The sequence below is a fragment of the Mammaliicoccus lentus genome (assembly GCF_947036595.1).
In the GTDB taxonomy this organism is placed as follows: domain Bacteria; phylum Bacillota; class Bacilli; order Staphylococcales; family Staphylococcaceae; genus Mammaliicoccus; species Mammaliicoccus lentus.
In genome coordinates, this window is the sequence record NZ_OX344834.1 from 2,617,595 (window position 1) to 2,643,920 (window position 26,326).

The window sequence follows — 26,326 nt, forward strand, 5'->3', positions numbered from 1 at the left end:
TTAAAAAAAGCAGGGCTAAAAGCGCCTGCTTTCTTTAGTGTCCTAGCTATAGTAGCTATCAACTATTTTACTGATGAAATTCAGAAAAGACAATAGCAATTTACTTTTATTGCTATAATTCACAATTAAGTCACAAAATAGTCACAATTACTCTGTCTCTAATGATGCCTTTAATTCATCGCTACTATTATTCCACATTTCCATGTTATGTTCTTGAAGAAATTTTTTGAGTACTTTACGATTTTCATCACCAATTTGGTCAATTTTAATTTGGTGTTTCATGGATTTATCCATCATATTAACATGTTCAGGCATACTCTTAAATCCACGTTTCTTCGGTTTATTTACTAATAAGTAACATCCCGTTAAACCTGCATAATATGGACCTTGTTCTCCACGTTCAGTCGTAACCCAACAAAGCCAATATTCTCTCGCGTCTTCGCCTTTGACTTCTTCCGTATCTTTAACCCACTTAACTCGCTTTTCAACTTCAGCTCTTGCATGCATTGCACCTACATCTATAAAAGCTGTTTGTTCAGTTACATCAACAAATACAGGGGCTACATTATCTAAGCTAATTGATCCTATATTCGTACCTTTATGTCCATCTAGTGGGTCATTTTTAATAATGTTAAATTGAAAGCCTTTCTTTTCAGCCATTATTTCACCTCATTTAATTCTTGTGTATATCATACTAGAGTTTAAGATTAATATTCAAGTTTGTAAATTATACCAATTCGTTTAATAAATTGATGATATCTCCCTTAATATCTTCATCTTCCATTTCTAAAATGAGTTCTTTCGGGTAATATAATTTATAATCTAGACGTTTAATTCCAGTAATACTATGAATAATTACTGACTGGCTGCTTATCTCTTTAATATGACCTGTCTTTTGTAATAAATGTATTGGTTGGCGATTTGAACCAGGACGATCATAGTCGTATGGCAAATCGGAAAATGAATCACAAACAAAGTAATATTCCGGATCGATGCCACCTTTTTCGAATAACTCAGTTAATTCACCTATTGTAATAATAGATCCATCGAAAGGTAAATATTTAAATAAGTCACGATTGACGAATCGTTTACTTAAATCACTTAATATATCATCGTCTTCTTCAGTCCATTCTTCTAAATAGTACATAACAACTGATTCATCTAAACGAATATAATCTTTAATTGTTACATCACCTTCGAAAAACGGTATTAAATATTTCGGTGCTTCTTTAAATGAGTATCCATTATCATAAAGCACTTTAGCACGTTTAAAACATCTATTTAATAACACTTCTCCACCACGGCTAACTGGATGAAAATAAATTTGCCAATACATTTGATATCGGCTCATTAAGAAGTTTTCAACTGCATGCATACCGCTTTCTTTAATCAGCACTTCATCTTTAGAAGGGCGCATCAAACGTAATACGCGTTCCATATCAAATTGACCGTAGCTCACACCCGTGAAATAAGCGTCTCGTTGTAAATAATCCATTCTATCGGCATCTATTTGTGAAGAAATCATAGAAATAACAAGTTTATTTTTATGGGTCTTATTAATTACATCCGCAACTTCAGTTGGAAAATCTGGAGATACTCTGCTCAGCACTTCATTTACTTCAGTATCACCTTTAATAATATCTTGCGTAAATTGTTCATGGTCTGTTAAAAATATTTTCTCAAAACAATGAGAAAAAGGACCATGTCCTAAGTCATGTAGTAAAGCTGCACACAAAGCAAGTGGTCTATCTTTATTGTCCCACTGCGCTCTTCCAACAAATACTTCATCTATCATTCTTCTTACGATTTCATAAACACCTAAGGAGTGACCAAAGCGACTATGTTCAGCTGTATGGAAAGATAAATATAATGTTCCAAGTTGTTTGATTCTTCTTAAGCGTTGAAATTCTTTAGTTTTAATTAAATCCCAAATTAATTGATCGCTCACATGTATATAACGATGCACAGGATCTTTAAAAACTTTTTCTTCTGTTAATTTTTTCGTCCCATAATCTTCATAAGTCACTTAGTTTCCTCCTTTCGAAATTATTACTCAACTGTAAACTCAATGTTACCAACATTTTCATATTCTGCTTTATAAACCCCTTGAGTTAAAGGTTTAGGCAGTATAAATGTGCCGCTAGAAACAAACATACCTGGTTTCAATGAACGGTTATATTTTTTAATTTCAGAAATCAGCCATTTTACTGCTTTTGCTGGATGGCCTTCAACTTCTGTACTATCACCAGAAGCAATTTCTTTACCATCTAAATATAAAGTCCCTTTAATATTATTAATATCTTCATATGATAATTGTTTAGGCTCACCATATACAACACCACCACTCACTGCACTGTCAGCTATAATTTCAGTGACACTCAAGTTAGGGAACCAATTACTAAATCTTGAATCTGGTATCTCTATGCCTGGTGCGATTAAGCACTTATTCATAATATCTTCTAGACTGTCTTGTTCGTTTAACTCTTCTTGAACGAGAAATACAAGTTCCATTTCAATAAGTGGTTCATTTAAGTCGTTTAACTGAACACGTTTACCGAAAACCGTTGTATCTCCCATCGCACCATATAAAGGGGTTGTAGAAGAAAATATATCTCGTGTTTCTTGGCTTGTTAAACTAATTTTATATCCTTTATGCAACTCAGTTTCTTCTTTACGCTGAAGAACACCTTCTTGAACATCATAAGCAGCGTTCTCTGTGATATTCGAAGGTAAAACACCATTAGGAATAATCGTCTTATTCTCATATGCTTCATAAAATTGTGCTACCCATTTATTAAGTGATTGTTCCATTATCCTCTACCTCCTAGAAAGTTTTTTTCATGAGCGTTGTATGCATCGTTTCTCCGAAAAGTAACTCTTCATATTCACGCACTACTTCGAATCCTTCTTTCTTATAGAAAGCAATGCCGATATCATTTTTGCCATCTACTTCTAAATATACTTCATGATATTCACCTTTATAACTATTCAAACCTTTATACAACAAGGCTTTACCATAACCATCTCGCTGAGCTTCTGGCAATACGTAGTGGGATGATAAATATAGCTCAGTACCTTTAATGAAATTAGCAAAGCCAATAATCTTTCCATCCTCTTCAGCAACATAGAAATCAGAATCATTAATGCGCTTCTCTATCATCTCTTTAGAATAAGAAGCGTTTAAAAATGCTGTTACAGTACTTGCTGTATAAATATTCGTATATGTGTCATACCAAGCTTTAGACGCTACATTTTTAATTCCAGAATAATCCCCTACTGTTGCTTTCCTTACCTTTGTCATAAATACCTCTCCTCTATCTACCATCCACGCCATTCACTGGCCTTTACTATATTAAACGAATGACAATTATTAAATTACTTTAAAATCCTATCTTTATTTATAATTATATCATTTATATACAAAAAACTATAATATTCAGAATACTTAATTATAACCGAAAAGCCTGTGGAAAGGTATTATTTGTTAAGAATGTTAACACATATTAATAACATTCGAATAAAATATTTAAAATTTAAAAACCTACGAACTAATTTTAGCTCGTAGGTTTTCTTTTTACTTTTTCAATTTTTTATTAAGCTTTTCGTCTAATTCTTTTTGTCGACGTTTTCGTTCTTCGTTTCTAAGTCGTAATCTCTCTTCTTCTTCTGGATTACGTTTTTTCTGAAGTTGTTTATGGATTTTTTCCATTAGTTCATCTTCTGTTAAAGCGGCACACGGGCGGTTATTAACGAATGCGAATGTCTTTCTGCGACCTGGACCACAATATGATTGACATGCTACTTCAATTTCCGCATCTGGATCTAATTTTTTAATTTTCTTCATTAATGATGGAAGATTGACAGCTTGGCAGTCATCGCATAATTGAAATTTATTTCGCACTTGTTTCCCCACCTTTCATATTTTCTGTTTTAGCAATAAATTATTATACCACCTTCACAGATTTTTGAGAATGTCATTTTATTATTTTTGCATATTGCGTATCATTTTATTATTACGCTCTATCATGCGTTCGAAATATTTATCGTATAACGCCCATTCTTCTGTGGAAACTGGGTCCATATTTAAAGTTGCACCTAATGTTTTAAGGCTTCCTAATAATTTAAATAATATATCATTTGTCGTGTATTCTGTATTCAATAGTTCATTTATAGAAGCCATGCAATCAGGAATAATTGTAGGATAAATAAATTTTGTTTTTTCATTTTTCAGAGCATGTTGGTAGAATTCCTTCATCATTTCAGCTCTTTCTGAACCTGATCCTTCAACACACAAATATATTTGCACTGCTATGCCACCGCGTACTCTTCTTTGTGATATGCCTGCAAATTTTTTGTTATCAATACTTAAGTCATAACTTCCTGGGCAATATGATGCTGCGATTTCTTTATTTACAATTTTATCTGTTTCATCTTTGAACATTTCACGTATAAGACGTAACATCACTTCATAGCCTGTATCAATTGATACATCATGTCTACCTTTAAATATTAAAGATATATTCAGAACACCTTTATCCAACACAACTCCTAGACCACCCGAATTTCTTACAATTGCGCTATATCCTTTAACGTCATTCAAGAATGCTATTCCGTCTTTTAAATATGGAAGTCTAGAATCATGTATGCCTAAAATAACAACATGATTGTGTATCCATGTGCGCACAACACTTGGACTATTGTCGTTACCTACTTGTTCACAAAATGTATCATCGAAACTAAAGGACTGCATAGGTTGCAGTCCTGAAGTGTGGTCAATGTATCGCCATTCTTGTGTAAAATAATCTTGCAAGTTTTCCATGATTATAGAGATTGAGCAGCTGTAATGATTGAAAGACTGTATACGTCTTCTGCTGAACAACCACGTGATAAATCGTTAACTGGTGCGTTTAGGCCTTGTAATACAGGACCAACTGCATCGTATCCACCTAAACGTTGTGCAATTTTGTATCCAATGTTACCCGCTTCTAAGCTTGGGAAAATAAATACATTTGCATCACCTTGTATATCAGAATTTGGCGCTTTTTTAGCTGCCACTTCTGGAACGATTGCTGCATCAAATTGGAATTCTCCGTCTAATACAACATCTTTTAAGTCTGTTTCTTGTAAATTATTTTGAGCTATTTGTACAGCTTCTGACACTTTCTCAGTATCTGGAGATTTTGCTGAACCTTTAGTAGAGAAACTTAACATCGCTACTTTCGGAGACATACCGAATGCTTGAGCAGTTTTAGCACTTTCGATTGCGATTTCAGCTAAATCTTGTGCGTTTAATTCAGGGTTAATGGCACAATCACCGAATACATATTGTTCTTCACCTTTTGTCATGAAGAATACACCTGATGTTTTTGTAACACCTGGTTTAGTTTTAATAATTTGTAATGCTGGACGCACAGTATCTGCAGTAGAATGCGCAGCACCACTTACTAAACCATCAGCTTGATCTGTATAAACTAACATTGTACCGAAGTAGTTTACATTATTTAATAATTCTTCAGCTTGTTCTTGAGTCGCTTTACCTTTACGACGTTCAACGAATTTCTCAACTAAATCAGCTTTTAATTCGCTTGTTTCTGGGTTGATAATTGTTAAACCTTCTATTGATAAATTAGCACCGTCAGCTGTTTCTTTAATTTTATCTTCATTACCAAGTACGATTGGAGAAACCAAATCTGTAGTTTGTAATTTAACTGCTGCTGTTAAAACACGAGCATCGTCACCCTCTGGTAAAACGATACGTACATTCTTACCTGATAATTTGTCGCTTAAGACATTAAGTAATTTAGACATAATTGCCTCCTATATATTCTCACTATTATTTTTCCACTAATTATTATAACATTTTTTCATAAATTTTCACGTTTTCGAACTGTAAATGTATCGTAGACTATAGGATATATCGAGAATCTTAAAATGATGGAATCAATGTATCCTTATGTTCTTCTTTTAAATATTTACTAACTGCTTTACTTTTCATAACTTTCTTTAATTCTTTAATTTTTTCGGAATCTTTATTATCTTCACGCGCTACTAATTGAATAGAAAATCGAGAATCAATATTTTTTTCTAAAAATAAAGCATCAGAAGGTTTTAAACCGATTTTCGAAATATATGTAGGATAATTATAAACTAAAGATACTTTTGACTCGCTATAAGCTTCTGATAAATTTAATAAATCTACTTTTAACCATTGGAAATCTTTTGGATTCTCTACAACATCTTTAGTTGTACCGTTAACGCCCACTCCGTCTTTTAATTTAATTAATCCTTGTTCTTCTAATATCGCTAAAGCTCGACCTTCATTTGAAATATCGTTAGGTATAGCGACTTTTGTTCCATTAGGGATATCTTTCACTTTTTTATATTTTTTAGAATAAAAACCTACTTTTGCGTCATATATAGGCTGTAGATCAACTAAATTCGCTTTTCTTTCTTTATTATATTTTTCCATAAAGGGTTTATGCTGTGCAAAGCTCGCGTCTGCTTCTTTACTACTTACCATATCATTATAAGCAACGTTATCATTTACTTGTACAAGCTTGATTTCCCAACCCTCTTTTTTCGCTTCTTTTGCTGCAACTTTTACAACATCTGTCATAGGTGGTGCTTGTGAAGCAACTTTAATCACTTTATCTTCGTTATCTTTTTTTGCTCCACAACCAGAGATAATGACACTAAACAACAATATAAAAATAAACCAAACTTTTTTCATGTCTACACTACTTTCTTTTATCTAATTTTCTAGAGATATTATTTCCTAACATTTGAATGATAAATACAGCAATAATAATGATGATAATTGCGAAATACATTATTTCAGTTTCATAACTTTGATAACCATAGCGAATAGCAAAATCTCCAATACCTCCGCCACCAACAATGCCCATCACTGTTGAATATGAGACCATGCTTACTATCGTTGTCGTATAAGCTAATATAATACCGCTACGTGATTCAACTAAAAGAAAATTCCATATATATTTTAATTTTGTTGCACCTAGCGACTCAGCTAAAACTTTTATTTCTATCGGTATATCTAATAAAACTTGTTCTACTAGTCTTGAAAAAATAGCAATACCTACAATACTTAAAGGTATTATCGATGGGTATGGACCAAAAGCGCTCCCTAAAATTAAACGAGTTAAGGGAATTAAACTGATGACAAATAATAAATATGGAAATGAACGAATAAAAGTAATTAAAAAATTAAAAGACCAATAGTAATTTCTATTTAATTCTTTAATACCTGGATTGGATAAAAACAAAGCTATACCTAAAGGTAAACCAATTAGTAAAGTAATAATCATGGAAAATCCTAGCATGATGCAAGTTTCCTGCAAAGATTGAAGTAATTCTGGTAAGTAATAATTTATTTTTTCAAAGAAAGTCATCCTTCAATACTCCGTTTAACATTTTCTAAATAAGTACCTGTATTTTTTTCTATGCTTTTGTTTTTATTTTCAATAATATCTAGCAACTGTCCGTCCTCCATCACAAACACTTCTTCACACAATTGTTTAACAACACTCAATTCATGTGTAACAAAAATAATGGTAATACTATATTCTTTGTTAATTTTCTTAAGCATTTTTATGATTTCTTCAGTATTATTCTCATCTAAACTGCTAGTCGCTTCATCACATAGCAATATATCTGGGTTTCTAACTAAAGATCTCGCTAATGCTACACGTTGTTTCTCGCCTCCTGATAATTTAGAAGGATAATCGTTCATTTTATCTTCTAATCCAACAAATTGAATAAGTTCTTTCACTCTATCCTCATTCTCTGCATTTATGATTTTCAAAGGCAAAGCTATATTTTGATATACATTTAAGTTATTCAATAAATTATAATGTTGAAAGACCATACCTATTCTTTCCTTATACTTTCTAATCACTTTTTTTGATAACTTATTAATTTCTTGTTCATCAAAAATAATTTTACCTTCAGTTGGCTTTTCTATAAAATTAAGTAACTTTAATAACGTTGTTTTGCCAGAACCACTTTTACCAACAATACCAGTAATAGAACCAGATGCTACTGAAAAGGAAAGATTTTCAACAGCAAACTTCCCTCTATACTTTTTCGATACATTCTCTAATTTATACACTTTTTATACTCCTATATAATAAAATTTTCAGGCATCTAATTTAAAATATTTTTATAATATTTATTTAATTATTATCCACCAAACAAAAAAGATAATCAACAACATTAAAAATACAATTAAATATAAGTCAGTGCGTCATGTCCGAAGTACTTTTCTTCACAACACTGTAAAAGTTGAGTCCTCTATTCCTTTTCTAGTATGATAAACTTAGATAGAGAAAAGAATTAATCTAAAAGGAGCGAAATCATAATGAACGAAGCAGCAAAAACATTAGATGGTTGGTACAGCTTACATTTATTCTATGCAATAGATTGGACAAGCCTAAAAACTGTGCCAGAAGATGATAGAAATACGATAGTTGAAGAGTTTAAAAAATTCTTTGAAGGATTAGAAACTGTTCATAATAATAAAGAAGGCTCTCATGCTTTTTATAACATAACAGGTCAAAAAGCAGACTTAATGTTATGGTTCTTACGTCCTGATGTTAAGCAATTAAATGCTTTAGAAAATGAATTAAACAAATTAGATATTAGTGATTTCTTAATCCCAACATATTCTTATGTTTCAATAGTGGAATTATCTAACTATCTAGCTGGTGATTCAGATGAAGATCCATATGAAAACCCATATGTAAAAGCTAGATTATATCCTGAAGTACCACGTTCAGAATATGTTTGTTTCTATCCAATGGATAAAAGACGTGACGGTGAAGATAACTGGTACATGTTAGATATGGAACATAGACGTAGCTTAATGCGCTCACACGGTTTAATCGGACGCAGTTACGCTGGTAAAGTTAAACAATTCATTACCGGTTCAGTAGGATTGGACGACTACGAGTGGGGCGTAACTTTATTCAGTGACGATATGCTACAATTCAAAAAATTAATCTATGAAATGCGTTTCGATGAAGTATCAGCAAGATATGGTGACTTCGGAGCATTCTACGTAGGTAACATTTTAAATATTGACGAATTAAATGACTTCTTTAAACTAAACTAAGATTTCAAGATAAATATAGAGGCTGAAACATCTATTGGTGTTTCAGCCTCATTTTAATTTGCGGTTCGATATTTTTATTTTATCGGACCGTATTTCATGTTTGCGGTTCGATATTTTTATTTATCGAACCGCATTTTAAATATTATTTTATAAAGCCCATATATAAATAAATTCTCCTAATCGAATGGATTAGGAGAATTATTTCGATGTACTATTATTAACTGAATACATTAATAAAGAACGTTACGATTGGTACGCCAAGTAAGTCTATTAAGAATGCACCTACGACTGGTACAACTAGATAAGCTTTTGGAGAGGCACCGAATTTCTTTGTAATAACGTCTAAGTTTGCCATTGCGTTTGGTGTTGCGCCTAACCCGTGACCAATAAATCCACCGATCATAACAGCTGCATCGTAGTTTTTCCCTAATGCGCGGAACACTACAAATACTGAGAACAGTACAATAAATACTATTTGTACTAATACTATAATTGTTAATGGTAACGCTAAATTATATATTTCTGTTAAGTTAATACTCATTAAAGCAATTGATAAGAACAAGCTCAATGATACATCACTAACTCGGTTTGTAATTTTCATATCTACAATGTTTAATTTTCCATAGTCCGAAATATTTCTGATAATAACAGCTATAAACATAGCGCCCACATAAATAGGAACATTAATACCCGTGTAGTCTGTAAATGTATCAGCTAAATATGTACCAATCGCCATACTAACAGTGATAATTGTAAATTGAACGATAAATACTGTAGTTGGATTCATTCTACTATGTAATTCTTTATTATAATCAACATCACTATAATCTAGAGCTGAAGCTTCTGCTTGCTCTGGTTTTAAATCGAATTTTTTAATTAAGAATCTAACAACTGGACCACCTATTAATCCGCCTGCAACTAATCCTAACGTAGCGGCAGCAAGCGCAGCAGTAACAGCTGAATCTACGCCTAAAGTTTCTAAAGTTTTACCATATGCTGCAGCGTTCCCATGTCCACCTTCCATTGACATAGAACCTGCTGTTAAACCTAGTAACGGAGGTATATTTAACACCTTTGAAAGTGAAACACCAATAATGTTTTGACATGTAGCCAAAATACCACAGAAAATAAAGTATACTATTAATACTTTACCGCCGAGTCGTAATAATTTTAAAGATGCTCCTAAACCTATTGTAGTAAAGAATGCTAACATAAAGAAATCTTGAATAAATTCAGATTCTAATTTTATTGTAACCACGTTTGTTGATTGTAAAATTGCTACTAAAATTGCAAAAATTAACCCACCTATTACTGGAGCAGGTATACATAATTTCATTAATATAGAAACATTATTTACAATTGCCTGCCCTAATAAAAGCAAGACACATGCTAGCGCCACCGTTGTAATAGCATCGAGCTCTAACATTTTACATTCCTCCTCAAACGACAATCCTGATTGTTTTCATGCTAAATGTCATTTATTTTTATTTTTAAGTAAGTGCTTACAAAGCCACGTTGAACATTATACATACTTTATTTAAATAAATCTAGCAAATATTTAATAGTGTAATATAACTCATTTCGTCATTAGTTGCATATTCGTTTATATGCATTATTGTTTATTCTTTATTATTATATTTAATGCTTCTCGTAGCCCTTATCATATTGATATTAACAATTACTTACATTTTTGTTACTGTAGTTATTGGATAAGTATCTTTATCAATATAATTAGCTGTCAGCAATCTTTTTAAAAGTTCACTGTTTATATTGTTTCATTACTTAGCTATTTTCTCTAAAAATTCATTAATGGTTTAAAAAATCCATTCACATTCCTCGTTTATCGTGTATATTAAGTAATAGATAAATATTACTTACAAAATCTATTTTCAAGGAGTATTTATGAAAAATAATCAAGAACAATCACTACAAAAATCTATTGGTCTAATGACCGCAATTACTATTGTAATCGGTACAATTATCGGGTCAGGCGTATTTGTAAAACCTGCTGTTGTATTAACACATGCAGGTACAAGTAATCTTGCCATTTTGGCTTGGGTAGTAGGAGGCGTGCTTACATTAGCAGCAGGACTTACAATTGCTGAAGTAGGTGCTCAAATTCCAAAAACAGGCGGTTTATACGCATACATACGTGACATTTATGGTCCATTTTGGGGCTTTTTAACAGGATGGGTTCAAACAATCATTTATGGTCCTGCAATTATTGTTTCACTCGTGCTATTTTTTGGTATTTTAGTTACGAACTTTTTTAATATTAGTAACGATTTAAGTGTTTGGATTGGATTTATAGCGCTAATATTTTTAACACTTGTAAATATATTAGGTACTAAATTTGGCGGACTTATGCAAAATATCACGACAATTGCAAAATTAATTCCTGTAATTGCTATTATTGTATTTGGTCTTTTATGGGGAGACGAAGGTATATTCGGTAAAGATGTTACATCTCTTATCAAAACAGACGGCGAAATCAATTTTGGTAGGGCTGTACTCGCTACATTATTCGCATATGATGGCTGGATTATGTTAACGAATATGACCGGGGAAATGAAAAAACCTCAGAAAAACCTACCTCTAGCTATGTTAATTGGTTTATCTGTTGTAACCTTGGCATACGTATTAATTAACATTTCAGTATTTCACGTTATCCCAGCTGAAAAACTAATTGGCTTAGGTAATACTGCAAGTGCCGAAGCAGCAAAAGCACTATTCGGAGATATCGGTTCAAAAATCGTGAATATTGGTGTCATTATTTCAATTTTCGGTTGTTTAAACGGAAAAATCATTACATTCCCACGCATACCATTTGCGATGGCTGAAGATGGGTTATTACCATTACATAAATATGTCGGTTATATTAGTCCTAAGTTAAAATCACCATTAGGCGCTTTAATGACTGTATTTGGAATATCTGTAATATTAATTATATTAACGATTTTATTCCCGAACACAGTTAACGCTGATTATTTATCTGAAGTTACGATTTTCATCATATATTTATTCTATATGATGGCATTTGTAGGACTATTTATACTTAGAAAACAAAATAAAGGAACTAAAAGAGAATATTCGGTACCGCTATATCCATTTGTACCTTTACTAGCTCTTTTCGGTGGCGCATTCATTATCATTAACACTTTAATATCTGATTTTATGGGTTCATTATATTCATTAATCATTTTAGCTATTGGTGTACCAGTTTATATGTATTTAAATAAAAATAAACGACGTCGCTCATAAAATAGATAACTAAATTTATTAAATAAAAAGCTCCTAATCCGTTACGTTTCTAACGGGTTAGGAGCTTTATTTTCGATCACGAATTATTTAATTTTTCACTTCTGTTTTTGCTTCAAGCTCAATCATTTCTTCTTTTGATTTATCTAATACTAGATAATTTAATTCATCATTTGTCATTTTCTTAAGTGAAGGATATCTAACCATAAAGAATACTAAGCCTAAGATTAACCAAACAAATAGTGCAATATATGAAGGTAATGAAAGACTCGCTGGTGATCCTGGAATCAGTAATAGTCCTAAGAATATTAACGCAATAATCGCACCTATTAAAGCAAATGTTTTATATTTCGGATGATACATCATACTTCTCTTATCATATGAGAACAACTTAAATGCTGATAAACATGTGATAAAGTATGCGATTGAAACACCCGTTGAAGACATGTCTACAATCCATGTTAATGCTGTTCTACCTAACCAAGGCGCTACTAATGCTAAAACGAGTATAAATATAATACTAATATATGGCGTATTGTATTTAGGATGTAATTTTTTGAACACGCTTGGCATAACTGCTGCTCTACCCATTGAGAATAACAATCTACTAGAGCTCATAAAGAAGCCATTTAATCCAGTGAATATCCCCATCATAATAGCAACGATTAACACTGCTAAACCTACAAATGAGAACCCTTCTTTTACAACTGAACCTGTTACCCATAAATTCCCTCCAATTGAAGAAGGATCTTTGAATAACCAACTTGTTAGAAGTATCATCATTACATAAGTTATTGCTGATGCTAATAAACTAAATACGATGAGTTTGAACGTCTTACTTGGTGCAAAGTTAAATTCTTCGGCTGTTTGTGGAATGTTGTCAAAGCCTACGTAAGCCCAAGGTGCTACAGCTAATATCAATAGTATCGAGCCTAGCCAACCTTCTTTCTCACTTATTGCAGGTTGTAAATTTGAAAATGAAAAGTCTTGTGTGAAAAATGAACCTGCAAATAGTAGAACGACAACAACTGCTAATATAACACAGAATATATACTGTAAATTTCCTGAAAAACTTGAACCTTTAATACTGATCCAAGCAAATATTAATAAAATTAATGAAGATAATATAATTTCAGTGATATAAACGTCCCATCCTGCAATAGTGTATAGCTTACCTTGTTCTAAAAACCCAGGCATTACAAATTTAAATAACAAACTGAATGCTGACGCGTTTAAAGCAACAATACATATGTACCCAAAGGTTAAAAACCATGATGAAAAGAAGGACACATATTTCCCGAATCCTAAGTAACCAAATGCAAAAGCTCCACCTGATACAGGGAACTTCTCTACTAATGCGCCATAACTTATAGCTATAACAATCATTAATAGTGCACCTATAAAGATACCTATTGAAGCACCTATTGGACCTGCTTGGCCTATCCAATCTCCTGGAAGTATAAATGCTCCCCAACCTATGCTTGAGCCATAAGCTATGGCCCAAACAAATTTCTCAGATAAGTTCTGTTCTAAATTCCCTCTTGATAAATCTTTCTTTCGTCTTGCCATTGATGTTCCACCCTTATTTTTATTTTTCGTGAAACGCGACTAACTTTTATACCTTATAACTTCCAAACCGCGATTACAAGTAACAACCAACTAACTATGAATAACACGCCACCTATCGGCGTAATAGCACCTAATACTTTAATTTGTGTTAAAGCTAATATATATAAAGAACCACTAAAGAATACAATTCCGAATGTCATCAACCAACCTGCAATATTTAAATTTGCAGTTGTTGTACCGGAAACAATACCAATAAGTATTAAGCCTAGTGCGTGATACATTTGATAAGTTGTTGCTTTTTCCCAAATATCTAAATATTTAGCTGATAATTTGTTTTCTAAACCGTGAGCACCAAAAGCACCTGCTGCAACAGCAATCATTGCATTTATTGCCCCAATAATGATAAATAATTTCATTTTCTTACTTCCTTTCTTTTATTAAAAATCAAAAATTGAATCTCCATTTCCTATACCATCATCAGTCGTTAAAGTATTTTCATTTTGTTTTACCGTTGATTTATCAGGTACTTTTCCACCCATTTTTCTAATTTCTTCATTAGATATTTGAGGATTTTCCTTTTTAATTGGCGTTGAAGAAGTTTTCATATAAGGTTGTTTCACTTCTATACCTTGGTTATTTCCCTCTTCTGCATCAATTAATCCACTTAAAGTGTGAATTGCATGCATATGTTTATTAAATGTTTCATTATTTGTCGCGTTATCTGCATGTACCAATTCATCTTCAATCGCTGATATTAATTGATCTCTGCTAATCATTTACCTCACCTCCACACCAATTGATTAGTTCTTTACCTTTTGATTTTAAAAACTGATTTGTTTCACTAAATGGTTTTGATCCAAAGAATCCTCTATGAGCTGACAATGGGCTTGGATGAACCGATTTAATAATATGATGTCTTTCTGTATCAATGAGTTTAATTTTCTCTTGTGCTGGTTTGCCCCATAAAATAAAGACGACATCTTCAAGTTCACGTGAAATACTTTTAATGATTTCATTCGTGAAAATTTCCCAGCCGATATTTTTATGAGAATGTGCTTTATGTGCTTCCACAGTTAATACTGTGTTCAATAATAACACACCTTCTTTTGCCCAATCTTGTAAATGTGGACTAGTACGCTTACAACCAATATCCGACTCCAATTCCTTGTAGATGTTTTTTAAGGAAGGTGGAAACTTAGCATCAGGTTGTACTGAAAAAGCTAAACCGTGTGCTTGATTTGGCCCGTGATACGGATCTTGACCTAAAATGACGACTTTAACATTGTCTAACGGTGTTAAATCAAATGCTTGATAAACATTTTCTCTAGCTGGATACACCGTTGTATTTTGATAAGCTTCTTCTAAAAAAGCTTCCATTTCTGAAAAATCATGTTGCTCTTTTATATTGTGAAAGATTTCTTGCCAATCCATTTTTTTCACCTCTTTAAAAATGATAACATAGCCTTCATGAAATGGTCATAACTATTTTTTACAATTAAAAAACATGATATGATATCTTATATGAATATATTGGGAGGAATTACCGATGGCATTAAAAAAAGTCTTAACTATAGCAGGATCAGATACAAGTGCTGGTGCTGGAATGCAAGCTGATTTAAAAACATTTCAAGAACACAATACTTATGGAATGGTTGCATTAGCAGCTGTCGTTACAATGGACCCAAAAACTTGGGCACATGATGTGACGCCATTACCTCTTGATTTACTGGATAAGCAGTTAAATACAGCTATTTCTATCGGTCCAGATGCAATTAAAACTGGTATGTTAGGTTCTGAAGAAGTTATTAAACGTGCTCGCCAAGCATATGACGAGTCAGGTTCTGAAATCTTTGTTGTTGACCCAGTTATGGTTTGTAAAGGCGAAGATGAAGTACTTAACCCGGGAAATACTGAAGCAATGATTAAAGAATTATTACCTAAAGCAACAATTGTAACACCAAATTTATTTGAAGCGGGACAACTTTCTGGTTTAGGTAAATTAACATCTATCGAAGATATGAAAAAAGCTGCTGAAAAAATACATGAGCTTGGTTCACAATATGTCATCATTAAAGGTGGTAAAGCGCTAGAATCAGACAAAGCCTTTGACTTATTCTATGATGGTAAAAAACATGTATTACTTTCTACTGATAAATTCCAATCTAGTTATAATCATGGTGCCGGCTGTACATTTGCTGCTGCAACTACTGCTAATTTAGCTAACGGTGAGTCTCCAGAAGATGCTGTAAAACACGCTAAAGCATTTGTTGCATCTGCAATAAAAAATGGCTGGAGAATGAATGAATTCGTCGGTCCAGTTGATCATGGTGCAGCAAACCGTATTGAAAAAATCGAAGTTTATACTGAAGAAGTATAAATAAAAACTACACGTTTAAAAAGTCTACAGAGTATCTCACTTTGTAGGCTTTTTTACGTGTAGCCTTTTCATTATTGTCCAATGCCAAATTCTGCTTTTATTTTGGCAATCACTTTTTGTTTTTTAAATAGTTTCATTTCATATTCATAAAGCGTCATATTATCTAATTTACTTTCATTAAGACACACGATTTCAGCTTCATAATTTTCTAAAGTCATAATACGTTCAGTTTGTTCAAATTCGGTTTTAATTTGTTTTAGTTTTACGTTACTGCCCATATAAGGCTTAAAACTATCAAATTCACGAAGAACACTTAGTAAATATTGAACTGGTACTTCTTCATAATACTGATATCCCATGATATTACAATAATCTAAAACCGCTTCATCATTAAATGAAATACGCTTTCTTTCCACTACTTTCACCCGCCGTTTCTTAAGGCTCATTCTTTGTAGTAGTAATTGTACTTTAAACGATATCATCTATCAAGTTAATATTTACATATGTACTTTAAGATTCTTTATTACTATAAGCACTATTATCTACAATAATTTCTACATTCGGGTGATTGTACAATGCTGAAGCTGGAAGATCAGTCGTAATTTCACCTGACAACAACTTTTGAATCGCTTCTGCTTTTTTTGGTCCAAAAGCTAATAATATGATGCGTTTAGCTTTTAAAATAGATTGAATACCCATTGAAATTGCTTGTTTAGGTACTTCTTCTTTCGTTTCAAAATATCTACTGTTAGCTTCTATTGTTGATTCTGTTAAATCAACTACACTTGTTAAACTATCAAATGATGTTCCTGGCTCATTAAAACCGATATGACCATTTTCACCAATTCCTAATATTTGTATGTCCATTGGACCTTCTTTATCTATTAGATTCTCATAGCGTTCTACTTCGCTATTTAAATCATTTGCTGATCCATGTGGTAAATGTATTTTTTCTTCATTCCAACTAGATAAATGGTTAAATAATATATCGTGCATATATGTGTAATAACTTTCTGGATGATCAGAGTCGATTCCTATATACTCATCTAAATTAAAGGTTGTAATATTACTTAAATCCAATTTATTTATTTTAATTAAATTAACTAATTGTTCATATACGCCGACCATTGTACCACCAGTAGCTAAACCTAACACACTCTTATTGTCAGTTATGATTTGCTTTAATAACTCATTTGCAACATAATGACAAGCTTCTTTTTCAGTACCTAAATTTATAAATTTCATGATTATCCCTCTATTTCTTTAATAAATCGTTTTGTAATTTCTAAAGGTCTTGTAATTGCGCCTCCAACAACTGTGCAATGAACACCTAAATCCGTTACACGCTTCAACATTTCAGGTGTTACAACGTTTCCTTCTGCTATCACTTTAGCTTCGACTTTATTTAATACATCTTTTAAAAATTGAAAGTCATTTTCGTATAATACATGACCTTTAGTATATGATGTATAACCTCTTAATGTTGTACCAACATAGTCAAACCCAAGCTTATCAGCATTGATTGCCTCGTCTAAATCTGATATATCAGCCATAATTTCTACATTTGGTGCGTTATCTCTAATATACTGAACAATTTCTTCAAGTGATTCTTTTGGTCTTTCTTGTTTAGTCGCATCTAGAGCAATTACCTCACATCCACTTTCAATCAACTCATCGACTTCTTTCGTAGTAGCTGTGATAAATACGTTGGAACCTTCGTAATCTCTTTTTACAATACCGATGACTGGTAAGTCGACTTCTTGTTTTATTGCAATAATGTCTTCTTTCGTATTTGCTCTAATTCCTTTAGCACCACCTTGATAAGCGGCTAATGCCATTTTACTCATAATAAATGAAGAATGTAATGGCTCTTCTGGTAATGCTTGACATGAAACAATTAATCCTTGCGGTAACATTTAAAATGCACTCCTTATTTTTCTTCTAATGCTTCTTCAACTTCATTTTTAATTGTTGTTACATGAGGACCATATATAATTTGTACACCTGTACCTTTTTGAACAATACCTCGTGATTCAGTTGATTTAATCAAATCTTCATCAATCTGTTCACCATCTTTAACGGTCACTCTCAATCTTGTTGCACAACAATCTACAGCATCAATGTTTTCCTTGCCACCCAAACCTTTAATAATTGTTTGCGCGCGTTCACTTGCTTTAACAGTTTCGACCGCCGCTTCATCTTCACGGCCAGGCGTCTTAAAGTTAAATTTAGTAATTAAAAATCTAAATGTAACGTAATACAGTAAGAACCAGACTATACCAATTGGAATCACTAGTAAATAATTTGTCTTACTATTACCTTGTAACACACCGAACAGTATATAATCAATAAAACCACCACTAAAAGTTTGTCCAACTGTAATATTAAATATATCAGCCATCATAAAGGCTAATCCATCAAATATAGCATGGATAACATATAAAACTGGCGCAATAAATAAGAAACTGAATTCTAAAGGCTCTGTTATACCTGTTAAGAATGACGTAAGTCCCGCTGAAAGCATTAAACCACCTACGACCTTTTTCTTTTCAGGCTTTGCAGTGTGGTAGATAGCTAATGCAGCACCTAACAAGCCAAACATCATTGTTATAAATCGACCAGACATATAACGTGAGATGCCCGAATAATAATGTGTTAAATTAGCATCGCCTAACTGAGCGAAAAATATATTTTGTGTTCCTTGAACAATTTTACCGTTGATTTCCATTGTACCACCTAAAGCTGTTTGCCAGAATGGTAAATAGAATATATGATGCAGTCCAAATGGTCCAAGCATACGTAATACAAATCCATAAATGAAAGTTCCTATAACACCTGTCTTATTCACAAGTCCACCTGCACCAAATATCCAACCTTGGATGGTCGGCCATACAAAGTACAATACAACACCTAATACTATAGAAGCTACAGAGGTTATAATAGGTACGAATCTAGAACCACCAAAGAACCCTAAAAATGGTGGCAATGTAATCTTGTTATATTTATTATGTAAAAATGACGTCAAAATACCAACGATAATACCACCAAATACACCTGTTTCAACTGTTTGGATTCCTAGCATCATCCCTTGCCCTGCTTTAGCAAGTGAATCTTGAGATGCAATATTATCAGTAATCGTCAATAACGCGTTCATAGTTGCATTCATAATTAGAAAGCCTAACATCGCTGCTAGACCAGCTGTACCTTTATCACTTCTCGCTAATCCAATCGCTACACCTATAGCAAATATTACTGGTAAATTAGCAAAAACAATATCTCCTGCTGAAGACATTAATATAAAGATATATTGTAATAAATCCACATCTAAGATTGGATAAGCTTTTATTGTATTTGGATTACTCAACCACCTCCAATACCCAGAAGCAAACCTGCTGCTGGTAATATAGCGATGGGTAACATAAATGATTTCCCGAATTGTTGTGCCTTATCAAAAATTTTACTCATGGACACACCTCCTATTGAAACTAAATATAACACCATGAAAAGATTAGTCAATAACATTCGTTGTTTTGAAAAACTTTTTCAAATATAATACACATATTATAGAAAACAGGAGTGTTAACCATGAATTTTGAAAATCGTATTCAACAATTTTCATATCTTTTCACAAAAACGGACGAAAAAATTGCACAGTATATTACTACTCATCCGAAAGGCGACCATTTTTCAACAATTACTGCATTAGCTTATGCTATTAGTGTTTCACCTTCTAGTATTTCTCGTTTCAGTCATAAACTTAATTATCAGCATTTCCAAGATATGAAATTTAATATTCAACAATCTTATAATGGAACAGATATTCAAAACGTACCTCTCATACAACGGATATATGAATATCATCAATCTATCATTCAACAATCAGGTGAATTTATTTCTAATAAAAAAATAAATCAATTGATCGAAGTATTAATAGAAAGTGAACATGCGTTATTTGCAGGATTAGGTAGCTCAGGTTTAACAGCCACTGAGTTCTATTACAGAACAATGCGCATGGGTATTAAAGGAAATTCAGCGACAGATGTGCATCAAATAAAAATTGGTGCTTCTTTGCTCACTGAGCGAGATACATTTATTGCCTTGTCTAATAGTGGAGAAACAAAAGAATTGGTTAACGCTGTTAAAATCGCTAAAGATCATGGTGCCACAATTATTGCGATTACTAACTATGCTGGTAGCCCTCTTTCCGCTCTCTCAGACATAACGATTATGACGATAGATCAAACTAGAATAAATGATCATCAATTTATTAACACTCAAATTTCAGCTCATTTTCTAATAGATGTTGTCAGTTACATGCTTTTATCACACGAAAGTCATTTAACACAATACGACCATACTAAAGAAGTTATTTTAAAGGATAATAATTCCTGAGTTGTGAGCAGAATGTATATAAATTTACTCGAGAATTTAGTAGAATAGTAAAGTATATACTATGAGGAGTGAAAGGCATGGAATTAATTCAAATAGATCAAGTTCAAACCTTAATATCAGAATATGAAAATAAGCCAGTTTATCTTCATGTAGAGACAACAAATGGTGCGTATGCGAATCACTTTGATCAAAAAGTGTTCAACGCTGGTACATTTTTAAGAAATATTCAAGTTACATTTACCCATGCCCATTTAACAGGTGGCGTTAAAGAGCCTTTCCGTGTGGGCCTTAAATTAGACAATAATGGCTGGGTTTATGTACAAGGTTTGACACATTATGAAGTAACGGAAAATAAAGAATTATTATTAGCGGGATTAAATCATGAAGGGCAACTTGCTGCTAGTTTAGAAATTAGTAGTAAACCGTTTAAGGAATAAGAGGTGACGACAATGGATAAAGAAAGACAAGTATTGGTTATATTCCCACATCCAGATGATGAAGCGTTTGGAACTTCGGGTACATTAAGCAAATTTATAGATAGCGGTGTCCCAGTTACTTATGCATGCTTAACTTTAGGTCAAATGGGTCGTAATCTCGGCAACCCTCCTTTTGCAACAAGAGAGTCTTTACCGTTTATTAGAGAACGTGAATTAGAAGCAGCTGCTGAAGCAATTGGTATTACTGATTTACGTAAAATGGGTTATAGAGATAAAACTGTTGAATTTGAACCGAAAGATGAAATAGATAATATGGTAAAATCATTAATAGATGAATTAAATCCATCACTAATAATATCATTCTATCCAGGCTATTCTGTACATCCAGACCATGAAGCAACTGCAGAAGCAGTGATAAGAACAGTAAGCCGTATGGAAAAATCAGAACGTCCTAAATTACATTTAGTAGCATTTAGCAATGACACGTATAGCGATCTCGGAGAGCCCGATGTAAATATAGATATAACTGGTTATGAGGAACGTAAAATGAAAGTACTTCAAGCTCATGCATCTCAAACCGGACCAATGTTACAAAACCTCGCTTCAAATACACAAGAGAGTGAAGCGGCTAAAGATATGTGGTTGAAGTCAGAACATTTCTGGACATATCATATTGAATAGATAGTTGGAGGCAATGTTAATGAAACAAATCGATTTATCAACACGTGAAGCGCGATGGAAATATTTTGGTTCAGTAGATCCAATCAAAGGAACGAAACCTACTGAAAAAGAAAAAATGCCTGATTTACAAAGTTCTAAAAAAGATTTCCTATTCGAAATTGAGCATGTTGGTATTAAAAATTTAGTTTATCCTGTTAAAATAGATGGTTTTCAATCAATTGGTAATTTTGAGTTTTCAACAAGTTTAAATCAAGATGAAAAAGGTATTAATATGAGCCGTATCATCGAAAGTGTTGAAAAACATTACGATAACGGTGTGCCTTTAAGTTTTGATTCTTTAAAATCATTACTCAATACACTTGAAAGTGCAATGTTTCAAAATACAGCTTCTGTAGACGTATCAGCTAAATGGTTCTTTAACCGATACAGTCCAATTACTCAACAAAAAGCTGTTGGAAACGCTGATATACGTTACATTTTATCAGTATCAGACGACAAACTTACTAAAAAATCATTAGGTATCGAAGTACCGGTTACAACACTATGTCCTTGTTCTAAAGAAATTAGTGAATACTCTGCTCATAACCAGCGCGGTATTATTACAGTCCTAATTGATTTAGACACTGAGACTGATTTACCGGATAATTATAAAGAATTGATTTTAGACGGTATGGAAGCAAATGCGAGCTCTATGCTTTATCCAATACTAAAACGTACAGATGAAAAAGCAGTTACAGAGCGTGCATATGAAAATCCTCGCTTCGTAGAGGACTTAATTAGATTAGTAGCGGCAGATTTAGTCGAATTAGAATGGATTAATGGTTTCGAAATAGAATGCCGTAATGAAGAATCAATACATCAACATGATGCATTCGCAAGATTAAAATACTCAAAATAATCATATATAACTAAAAAAACAGCCAAAATTCTTATTTAAAAAAGAATTTTGGCTGTTTTTCATTTTTATTTAACCCTATTTCCTTAATTACAAATTCACTTCTTCTTCTTCAGTTTCAACCCATGGATTATTCTGAATTAATTTAATGATTTGCTCTGTAAATAGTTTAACGCGTAATTTAATATCATCTACATCCACATAGTAAGTGCCGTCTTCTGTTTTTCCGTAATCTGCATCTTGTGTAGAGATTTGGACAGGTACAGCAATTCCTAACAAGTTTCTCATGATAATTCTTAAGTGTGATAATGGTTCCGTACTACGCATGCCACCACTATTGCAAATTAATCCAACTGGTTTCATTTTGAATTCGTCCATCGTTAAATGGTCTAATGCATTTTTTACTACGCCTGAATATGAACCGTGATAATTTGGTGTACCAATTATAATAGCATCTGCTTCTTCAGCTAGTTCTCGTAATTCATTAACATTTGCTTTAATACGTTCATCATTTAAGTGTCGGCCAGATACATCTAAGAACGGAACTGGCTTATCATATAAATCAAACAATGTTACCTCTGCTTCTTGTTCTTCTAAGTTACCGCGAACAAATTGCGCCAGTGCATGTGTATGAGAGTATTGTTTAGCGCTACCTACAATAAGTAATACTTTCACTGTTGTCACCTCAAAATCTATGATATTTATTATACCTCACAGTATAACATACTGAATAACTAAGAGTTTATACTCAGTTAAAAATCAGTCTAATGGACTATTAACAATTACTCTTCGCTTTTCAAAGCTTGTATGATGGCTTTACCAACACCACTATTTTCGTTTGTATCTGTTATATAATCCGCCATTTCTTTAACTTCAGGTGCACCATTTTCCATTGCAACTGCGTATCCTGCTTTTTCTAACATAGAAATGTCATTTAAATTATCACCTATCGCCATAACATCTGACATTGGTATTTTGAGTTGTTCAGCGATTGCTTCTAATGCGATTCCCTTTTGTGCATCAGAATGTGTAATTTCTATATTCCCTCTTGAAGAAGAAGATACAGCTAAACTTTGAGACTCAGAAATTTCTGCTTTAGCTCTATCTATTTTTTCTAAATCACTCGCAAATGCTAAGATTTTCAAAATAATTTCGCCTGGACGTTTACTAATTTCGTCATAGCTATCAACTTGTTTCAAAGTCCCATTATCTATACGATTTTGTATATTAGCTCTAATTTTCTTAACATCCGCTTTTTGGCCAGCTTTTTCTGCTATATCCACATAGATTTCTAAGTCTTTCTCTGGGTCTTCTGTATAAATACCAAAGTTCGTATACACTTGGTAATAAATATCTTCACTATTTAAGACACCTGTAATTTTATCAATTAATGGACGTGTTAATTTAGATGTATGAATAATGTTAAATTCTTCATCCCTTAATTCAGCCCCGTTTAAACAAATATAAGGTAAAGTCAAATCTGTTGGTGCAATTGGACCATTCGCTTCATAAAAAGCTCTTCCCGTAGCAATAACTACCGTAATACCCTTAGATTGGGCATATTTTATTGCTTCATAGTTCTCATTAGAAATTTCGTGTGCTGCATTTAGTAAAGTACCATCCATATCTGTTGCGATTAACTTTATCATTAGAGAGACCTCTTTTCTTTATATTCAACATAAATTCTAACAAATTATCTGTATAAACTCTATGAATCTGAACTCTTCTCTTTGTTTTGCTTCTTTTTCGCTCTTTTTTCTTTAAAAAACGTACGAAGCATCTCTCCGCACTCTTCTGCTAATATTCCTCTTTCTACTGTAGAACGATGATTAAACCTTGTATCTTCTATTAAATTCATTAAACTACCACTACATCCACCTTTAGGATCACTTGCGCCGTATACAACATGAGGTATTCTACTCATTACTATAGCGCCCGAGCACATAACACAAGGTTCTAACGTTACATATAAAGTAGTATCTTCTAAACGCCATGAATTTAAATATTCAGATGCTTCTTGTATTGCCAACATCTCAGCATGTGCAGAAGGACTTTGTTCATTTTCTCTTAAATTATGCCCTCGTCCAATTACTTCTCCTTTATACACAACAATTGCACCAATTGGTACTTCGTCCATTTTCCATGCTTTTTTCGCTTCTTCAATAGCAAGTTTCATATAATTTTCATGCACGTTTTATTTCACTCCGTTTAATTTGTGATAGAATAGGTATGTCTATTTTAACACCTGGAGAGATAAATATGAAAAAAACCTTTATTGCAATTGAAGGACCTATAGGAGTCGGGAAAAGTTCTTTAACTAAAAAACTTGCTAAAGCTTTGAATTATAAAGAAGAATTTGAAATTGTAGATGAAAATCCATTTCTAAGTGATTTTTATGATGACATTTCAAAATGGAGTTTTCAAACTGAAATGTTCTTCTTATGTCATCGCTATAAACAATTAACAGATTTACAAAATGTGCAAGGCATCGTAAGTGATTATCACATATTTAAAAATAAAATTTTCGCTAAAAACACTTTAAACGATTTTGAATATGATAAATTCAGTAGAATCTACGATATCTTAACTGAAGATATTCGCATGCCAGATCAAATAATCTTCCTCGATGCTTCCTTAGATGTTCTTCAAGAACGCATTGCCAATAGGAATAGATCCTATGAGGCTCAAATAGAAGACGACTACTTAGCACAATTAAAACACGACTATAATCAGTTTTATAAAGAAGTAAAAAATGAAATCGATGCAATACAAATAGATACTTCAAATTTAGATTTCGTTCATAACACCTCAGATTATCAACACGTTTTACATTTATTACAACCTTTGATTGGAGAGATTAAACATGACCAATAAAGTCATTCCCAGTAATGCGATTATAACGATTGCTGGTACTGTTGGGGTAGGAAAGTCATCATTAACAACAGCTCTAAGTGAGCGCTTAAACTTTAAAACATCTTTTGAAAAAGTAGATAACAACCCATATTTAGAAAAATTCTATCACGACTTTGAACGCTGGAGCTTCCACCTTCAAATATACTTTTTAGCAGAACGCTTTAAAGAACAAAAAAGAATGTTCGAGTACGGCGGTGGATTTATACAAGACCGTTCCATTTACGAAGACGTTGATATTTTCGCAAAAATGCATGAAGAACAAGGAACAATGACACAAGAAGACTACGCAACTTATAGAGAACTATTTGAAGCAATGGTTATGACCCCATACTTCCCTAAACCAGATGCATTAATTTATTTAGAATGCGACTATGAAGATGTTATACAACGCATCAAAAATAGAGGACGACAAATGGAAATCGAAACAGACGAACAATATTGGAAAAAACTTTTCGCACGCTATGATAATTGGATTAACAACTTTACAGAGTGTCCAGTTGTTCGTGTAAATATAAATGATTATGACTTATACGAAGACCCAGAATCAATCAACAAAGTCATCGACAAAGTAGCACACGTCATTGAAACACATCGCGCTATCGATACAAGAGTGAAGTAGGAAATATATAGGTAGGATAAATCTTTTCCTAAAATAAACATCCCAACCCGTTAGA

Annotated in this window: 30 protein-coding genes and 1 pseudogene; 9 read left to right on the forward strand and 22 right to left on the reverse strand. The window is 32.8% G+C overall.

Annotation, left to right across the window (positions count from 1 at the left end):
* Positions 1 to 147: 147 nt before the first annotated feature.
* The 10 genes from ACNMOQ_RS12995 to ACNMOQ_RS13040 all read right to left on the reverse strand — a co-directional run bounded on the left by ACNMOQ_RS12995 (position 148) and on the right by ACNMOQ_RS13040 (position 8,128).
* A complete protein-coding gene (locus ACNMOQ_RS12995; protein WP_016999464.1) occupies positions 148 to 660 on the reverse strand; it encodes a YwhD family protein in 513 nt (170 codons plus the stop codon).
* Positions 661 to 727: 67 nt separating this feature from the next.
* A complete protein-coding gene (locus ACNMOQ_RS13000) occupies positions 728 to 2,026 on the reverse strand; it encodes an HD domain-containing protein (RefSeq protein WP_016999463.1) in 1,299 nt (432 codons plus the stop codon).
* 23 nt (positions 2,027 to 2,049) lie between these two features.
* A complete protein-coding gene (locus ACNMOQ_RS13005) occupies positions 2,050 to 2,811 on the reverse strand; it encodes a 2-keto-4-pentenoate hydratase (RefSeq protein WP_416349982.1) in 762 nt (253 codons plus the stop codon).
* Between the two features lie 13 nt (positions 2,812 to 2,824).
* Positions 2,825 to 3,301, reverse strand: coding sequence for a GNAT family N-acetyltransferase (locus ACNMOQ_RS13010; RefSeq protein ID WP_016999461.1), 477 nt, complete (start codon positions 3,299 to 3,301; stop codon positions 2,825 to 2,827).
* A gap of 273 nt (positions 3,302 to 3,574) precedes the next feature.
* The gene (locus ACNMOQ_RS13015; RefSeq protein ID WP_016999460.1) at positions 3,575 to 3,901 is read right to left on the reverse strand and encodes a YuzB family protein; all 327 of its coding nucleotides are present in this window, start codon (positions 3,899 to 3,901) and stop codon (positions 3,575 to 3,577) included.
* Positions 3,902 to 3,982: 81 nt separating this feature from the next.
* A complete protein-coding gene (locus ACNMOQ_RS13020; RefSeq protein WP_026023639.1) occupies positions 3,983 to 4,819 on the reverse strand; it encodes a lipoate--protein ligase family protein in 837 nt (278 codons plus the stop codon).
* 2 nt (positions 4,820 to 4,821) lie between these two features.
* Positions 4,822 to 5,808: a phosphate acetyltransferase gene (pta, locus tag ACNMOQ_RS13025; RefSeq protein WP_016999458.1), complete on the reverse strand. Its 987-nt coding sequence runs from the start codon at positions 5,806 to 5,808 to the stop codon at positions 4,822 to 4,824.
* A 118-nt stretch (positions 5,809 to 5,926) separates the two neighbouring features.
* On the reverse strand, positions 5,927 to 6,730 hold the full coding sequence (locus tag ACNMOQ_RS13030) for a MetQ/NlpA family ABC transporter substrate-binding protein (protein ID WP_416349983.1): 804 nt from the start codon (positions 6,728 to 6,730) through the stop codon (positions 5,927 to 5,929).
* Positions 6,731 to 6,737: 7 nt separating this feature from the next.
* Entirely contained in the window at positions 6,738 to 7,409 is a 672-nt protein-coding gene (locus tag ACNMOQ_RS13035) for a methionine ABC transporter permease (protein ID WP_064204227.1), read from the reverse strand.
* A complete protein-coding gene (locus ACNMOQ_RS13040; protein WP_064211519.1) occupies positions 7,406 to 8,128 on the reverse strand; it encodes a methionine ABC transporter ATP-binding protein in 723 nt (240 codons plus the stop codon). Before ACNMOQ_RS13040 ends, ACNMOQ_RS13035 begins: the two co-directional genes overlap by 4 nt.
* A 249-nt stretch (positions 8,129 to 8,377) precedes the next feature.
* Between ACNMOQ_RS13040 and hemQ the strand changes: the two genes are divergently transcribed.
* Positions 8,378 to 9,130 carry a hydrogen peroxide-dependent heme synthase gene (gene hemQ, locus ACNMOQ_RS13045; RefSeq protein WP_416349984.1) on the forward strand — a complete coding sequence of 251 codons (753 nt, stop codon included), beginning with the start codon at positions 8,378 to 8,380 and terminating at the stop codon, positions 9,128 to 9,130.
* A gap of 217 nt (positions 9,131 to 9,347) precedes the next feature.
* Here hemQ and gltS read toward each other — a convergent pair whose 3' ends face one another.
* The gene (gltS, locus tag ACNMOQ_RS13050; RefSeq protein WP_416349985.1) at positions 9,348 to 10,556 is read right to left on the reverse strand and encodes a sodium/glutamate symporter; all 1,209 of its coding nucleotides are present in this window, start codon (positions 10,554 to 10,556) and stop codon (positions 9,348 to 9,350) included.
* A gap of 476 nt (positions 10,557 to 11,032) precedes the next feature.
* Between gltS and ACNMOQ_RS13055 the strand changes: the two genes are divergently transcribed.
* The gene (locus ACNMOQ_RS13055; protein WP_416349986.1) at positions 11,033 to 12,391 is read left to right on the forward strand and encodes an APC family permease; all 1,359 of its coding nucleotides are present in this window, start codon (positions 11,033 to 11,035) and stop codon (positions 12,389 to 12,391) included.
* 87 nt (positions 12,392 to 12,478) lie between these two features.
* Here the strand turns inward: ACNMOQ_RS13055 and ACNMOQ_RS13060 are convergent, their stop codons facing one another.
* Genes ACNMOQ_RS13060 through ACNMOQ_RS13075 form a run of 4 tightly spaced genes read right to left on the reverse strand, consistent with a single transcriptional unit; the run spans position 12,479 to position 15,397 of the window.
* Positions 12,479 to 13,957: an APC family permease gene (locus ACNMOQ_RS13060; protein WP_064211521.1), complete on the reverse strand. Its 1,479-nt coding sequence runs from the start codon at positions 13,955 to 13,957 to the stop codon at positions 12,479 to 12,481.
* A gap of 53 nt (positions 13,958 to 14,010) precedes the next feature.
* Entirely contained in the window at positions 14,011 to 14,373 is a 363-nt protein-coding gene (locus tag ACNMOQ_RS13065; protein ID WP_016999450.1) for a DUF423 domain-containing protein, read from the reverse strand.
* A 21-nt stretch (positions 14,374 to 14,394) separates the two neighbouring features.
* Positions 14,395 to 14,733, reverse strand: a complete 339-nt coding sequence (locus ACNMOQ_RS13070) for a DUF5327 family protein (RefSeq protein ID WP_064204232.1) — start codon at positions 14,731 to 14,733, stop codon at positions 14,395 to 14,397.
* Complete coding sequence (locus ACNMOQ_RS13075; protein WP_416349987.1) at positions 14,726 to 15,397, reverse strand: uracil-DNA glycosylase; 672 nt, start codon at positions 15,395 to 15,397, stop codon at positions 14,726 to 14,728. Before ACNMOQ_RS13075 ends, ACNMOQ_RS13070 begins: the two co-directional genes overlap by 8 nt.
* A 106-nt stretch (positions 15,398 to 15,503) precedes the next feature.
* Here ACNMOQ_RS13075 and thiD point away from each other — a divergent pair, with 106 nt between their 5' ends.
* Complete coding sequence (gene thiD, locus ACNMOQ_RS13080; protein WP_064204233.1) at positions 15,504 to 16,334, forward strand: bifunctional hydroxymethylpyrimidine kinase/phosphomethylpyrimidine kinase; 831 nt, start codon at positions 15,504 to 15,506, stop codon at positions 16,332 to 16,334.
* A gap of 71 nt (positions 16,335 to 16,405) precedes the next feature.
* On the opposite strand, the gene ACNMOQ_RS13085 is transcribed toward thiD, so the two are convergent.
* The 4 genes and pseudogenes from ACNMOQ_RS13085 to ACNMOQ_RS13100 form a co-directional block, all read right to left on the reverse strand.
* Positions 16,406 to 16,816 carry a hypothetical protein gene (locus tag ACNMOQ_RS13085; protein ID WP_228064689.1) on the reverse strand — a complete coding sequence of 137 codons (411 nt, stop codon included), beginning with the start codon at positions 16,814 to 16,816 and terminating at the stop codon, positions 16,406 to 16,408.
* 28 nt (positions 16,817 to 16,844) lie between these two features.
* Positions 16,845 to 17,579: a glucosamine-6-phosphate deaminase gene (gene nagB, locus ACNMOQ_RS13090; protein ID WP_016999445.1), complete on the reverse strand. Its 735-nt coding sequence runs from the start codon at positions 17,577 to 17,579 to the stop codon at positions 16,845 to 16,847.
* A 2-nt stretch (positions 17,580 to 17,581) separates the two neighbouring features.
* Positions 17,582 to 18,250, reverse strand: coding sequence for an N-acetylmannosamine-6-phosphate 2-epimerase (locus ACNMOQ_RS13095; protein WP_064211522.1), 669 nt, complete (start codon positions 18,248 to 18,250; stop codon positions 17,582 to 17,584).
* A 14-nt stretch (positions 18,251 to 18,264) separates the two neighbouring features.
* Positions 18,265 to 19,799, reverse strand: a pseudogene (locus ACNMOQ_RS13100) (PTS transporter subunit EIIC).
* Positions 19,800 to 19,919: 120 nt separating this feature from the next.
* On the opposite strand from ACNMOQ_RS13100, the gene ACNMOQ_RS13105 reads away from it, so the two are divergent.
* The 4 genes from ACNMOQ_RS13105 to folE2 all read left to right on the forward strand — a co-directional run bounded on the left by ACNMOQ_RS13105 (position 19,920) and on the right by folE2 (position 22,742).
* Entirely contained in the window at positions 19,920 to 20,726 is an 807-nt protein-coding gene (locus tag ACNMOQ_RS13105) for a MurR/RpiR family transcriptional regulator (RefSeq protein ID WP_064211523.1), read from the forward strand.
* A 77-nt stretch (positions 20,727 to 20,803) separates the two neighbouring features.
* Entirely contained in the window at positions 20,804 to 21,163 is a 360-nt protein-coding gene (locus ACNMOQ_RS13110; RefSeq protein WP_016999441.1) for a YojF family protein, read from the forward strand.
* 12 nt (positions 21,164 to 21,175) lie between these two features.
* Positions 21,176 to 21,844 carry a bacillithiol biosynthesis deacetylase BshB2 gene (bshB2, locus tag ACNMOQ_RS13115; RefSeq protein WP_064211524.1) on the forward strand — a complete coding sequence of 223 codons (669 nt, stop codon included), beginning with the start codon at positions 21,176 to 21,178 and terminating at the stop codon, positions 21,842 to 21,844.
* Between the two features lie 19 nt (positions 21,845 to 21,863).
* On the forward strand, positions 21,864 to 22,742 hold the full coding sequence (gene folE2 / locus ACNMOQ_RS13120) for a GTP cyclohydrolase FolE2 (RefSeq protein ID WP_016999440.1): 879 nt from the start codon (positions 21,864 to 21,866) through the stop codon (positions 22,740 to 22,742).
* A gap of 87 nt (positions 22,743 to 22,829) precedes the next feature.
* Here the strand turns inward: folE2 and ACNMOQ_RS13125 are convergent, their stop codons facing one another.
* From ACNMOQ_RS13125 to tadA, 3 genes are all read right to left on the reverse strand, one after another.
* On the reverse strand, positions 22,830 to 23,414 hold the full coding sequence (locus ACNMOQ_RS13125) for an NADPH-dependent FMN reductase (RefSeq protein ID WP_064204237.1): 585 nt from the start codon (positions 23,412 to 23,414) through the stop codon (positions 22,830 to 22,832).
* 107 nt (positions 23,415 to 23,521) lie between these two features.
* Positions 23,522 to 24,388, reverse strand: coding sequence for a Cof-type HAD-IIB family hydrolase (locus ACNMOQ_RS13130; RefSeq protein WP_016999438.1), 867 nt, complete (start codon positions 24,386 to 24,388; stop codon positions 23,522 to 23,524).
* A gap of 59 nt (positions 24,389 to 24,447) precedes the next feature.
* Positions 24,448 to 24,915, reverse strand: coding sequence for a tRNA adenosine(34) deaminase TadA (gene tadA, locus ACNMOQ_RS13135; protein ID WP_037539269.1), 468 nt, complete (start codon positions 24,913 to 24,915; stop codon positions 24,448 to 24,450).
* A gap of 83 nt (positions 24,916 to 24,998) precedes the next feature.
* On the opposite strand from tadA, the gene ACNMOQ_RS13140 reads away from it, so the two are divergent.
* Both ACNMOQ_RS13140 and ACNMOQ_RS13145 read left to right on the forward strand, forming a co-directional pair.
* Positions 24,999 to 25,613 (forward strand): deoxynucleoside kinase, encoded by a 615-nt coding sequence (locus ACNMOQ_RS13140; protein ID WP_064204238.1) that lies wholly within the window; start codon positions 24,999 to 25,001, stop codon positions 25,611 to 25,613.
* Positions 25,603 to 26,271: a deoxynucleoside kinase gene (locus ACNMOQ_RS13145; RefSeq protein ID WP_016999435.1), complete on the forward strand. Its 669-nt coding sequence runs from the start codon at positions 25,603 to 25,605 to the stop codon at positions 26,269 to 26,271. Before ACNMOQ_RS13140 ends, ACNMOQ_RS13145 begins: the two co-directional genes overlap by 11 nt.
* Positions 26,272 to 26,326 lie beyond the last annotated feature (55 nt).

Coding starts and splice junctions, on each gene's coding strand:
- ACNMOQ_RS13110 (WP_016999441.1), top strand. CDS start 20,804: ATGGAATTAATTCAAATAGATCAAGTTCAAACCTTAATATCAGAATAT.
- ACNMOQ_RS13020 (WP_026023639.1), bottom strand. CDS start 4,819: ATGGAAAACTTGCAAGATTATTTTACACAAGAATGGCGATACATTGAC.
- ACNMOQ_RS13140 (WP_064204238.1), top strand. CDS start 24,999: ATGAAAAAAACCTTTATTGCAATTGAAGGACCTATAGGAGTCGGGAAA.
- ACNMOQ_RS13085 (WP_228064689.1), bottom strand. CDS start 16,816: ATGATATCGTTTAAAGTACAATTACTACTACAAAGAATGAGCCTTAAG.
- ACNMOQ_RS13070 (WP_064204232.1), bottom strand. CDS start 14,733: ATGATTAGCAGAGATCAATTAATATCAGCGATTGAAGATGAATTGGTA.
- ACNMOQ_RS13130 (WP_016999438.1), bottom strand. CDS start 24,388: ATGATAAAGTTAATCGCAACAGATATGGATGGTACTTTACTAAATGCA.
- ACNMOQ_RS13005 (WP_416349982.1), bottom strand. CDS start 2,811: ATGGAACAATCACTTAATAAATGGGTAGCACAATTTTATGAAGCATAT.
- tadA (WP_037539269.1), bottom strand. CDS start 24,915: ATGAAACTTGCTATTGAAGAAGCGAAAAAAGCATGGAAAATGGACGAA.
- ACNMOQ_RS13010 (WP_016999461.1), bottom strand. CDS start 3,301: ATGACAAAGGTAAGGAAAGCAACAGTAGGGGATTATTCTGGAATTAAA.
- ACNMOQ_RS13095 (WP_064211522.1), bottom strand. CDS start 18,250: ATGTTACCGCAAGGATTAATTGTTTCATGTCAAGCATTACCAGAAGAG.
- ACNMOQ_RS13065 (WP_016999450.1), bottom strand. CDS start 14,373: ATGAAATTATTTATCATTATTGGGGCAATAAATGCAATGATTGCTGTT.
- hemQ (WP_416349984.1), top strand. CDS start 8,378: ATGAACGAAGCAGCAAAAACATTAGATGGTTGGTACAGCTTACATTTA.
- thiD (WP_064204233.1), top strand. CDS start 15,504: ATGGCATTAAAAAAAGTCTTAACTATAGCAGGATCAGATACAAGTGCT.
- ACNMOQ_RS13060 (WP_064211521.1), bottom strand. CDS start 13,957: ATGGCAAGACGAAAGAAAGATTTATCAAGAGGGAATTTAGAACAGAAC.
- folE2 (WP_016999440.1), top strand. CDS start 21,864: ATGAAACAAATCGATTTATCAACACGTGAAGCGCGATGGAAATATTTT.
- nagB (WP_016999445.1), bottom strand. CDS start 17,579: ATGAAATTTATAAATTTAGGTACTGAAAAAGAAGCTTGTCATTATGTT.
- ACNMOQ_RS13035 (WP_064204227.1), bottom strand. CDS start 7,409: ATGACTTTCTTTGAAAAAATAAATTATTACTTACCAGAATTACTTCAA.
- bshB2 (WP_064211524.1), top strand. CDS start 21,176: ATGGATAAAGAAAGACAAGTATTGGTTATATTCCCACATCCAGATGAT.
- gltS (WP_416349985.1), bottom strand. CDS start 10,556: ATGTTAGAGCTCGATGCTATTACAACGGTGGCGCTAGCATGTGTCTTG.
- ACNMOQ_RS13030 (WP_416349983.1), bottom strand. CDS start 6,730: ATGAAAAAAGTTTGGTTTATTTTTATATTGTTGTTTAGTGTCATTATC.
- ACNMOQ_RS13055 (WP_416349986.1), top strand. CDS start 11,033: ATGAAAAATAATCAAGAACAATCACTACAAAAATCTATTGGTCTAATG.
- ACNMOQ_RS13145 (WP_016999435.1), top strand. CDS start 25,603: ATGACCAATAAAGTCATTCCCAGTAATGCGATTATAACGATTGCTGGT.
- ACNMOQ_RS12995 (WP_016999464.1), bottom strand. CDS start 660: ATGGCTGAAAAGAAAGGCTTTCAATTTAACATTATTAAAAATGACCCA.
- ACNMOQ_RS13105 (WP_064211523.1), top strand. CDS start 19,920: ATGAATTTTGAAAATCGTATTCAACAATTTTCATATCTTTTCACAAAA.
- pta (WP_016999458.1), bottom strand. CDS start 5,808: ATGTCTAAATTACTTAATGTCTTAAGCGACAAATTATCAGGTAAGAAT.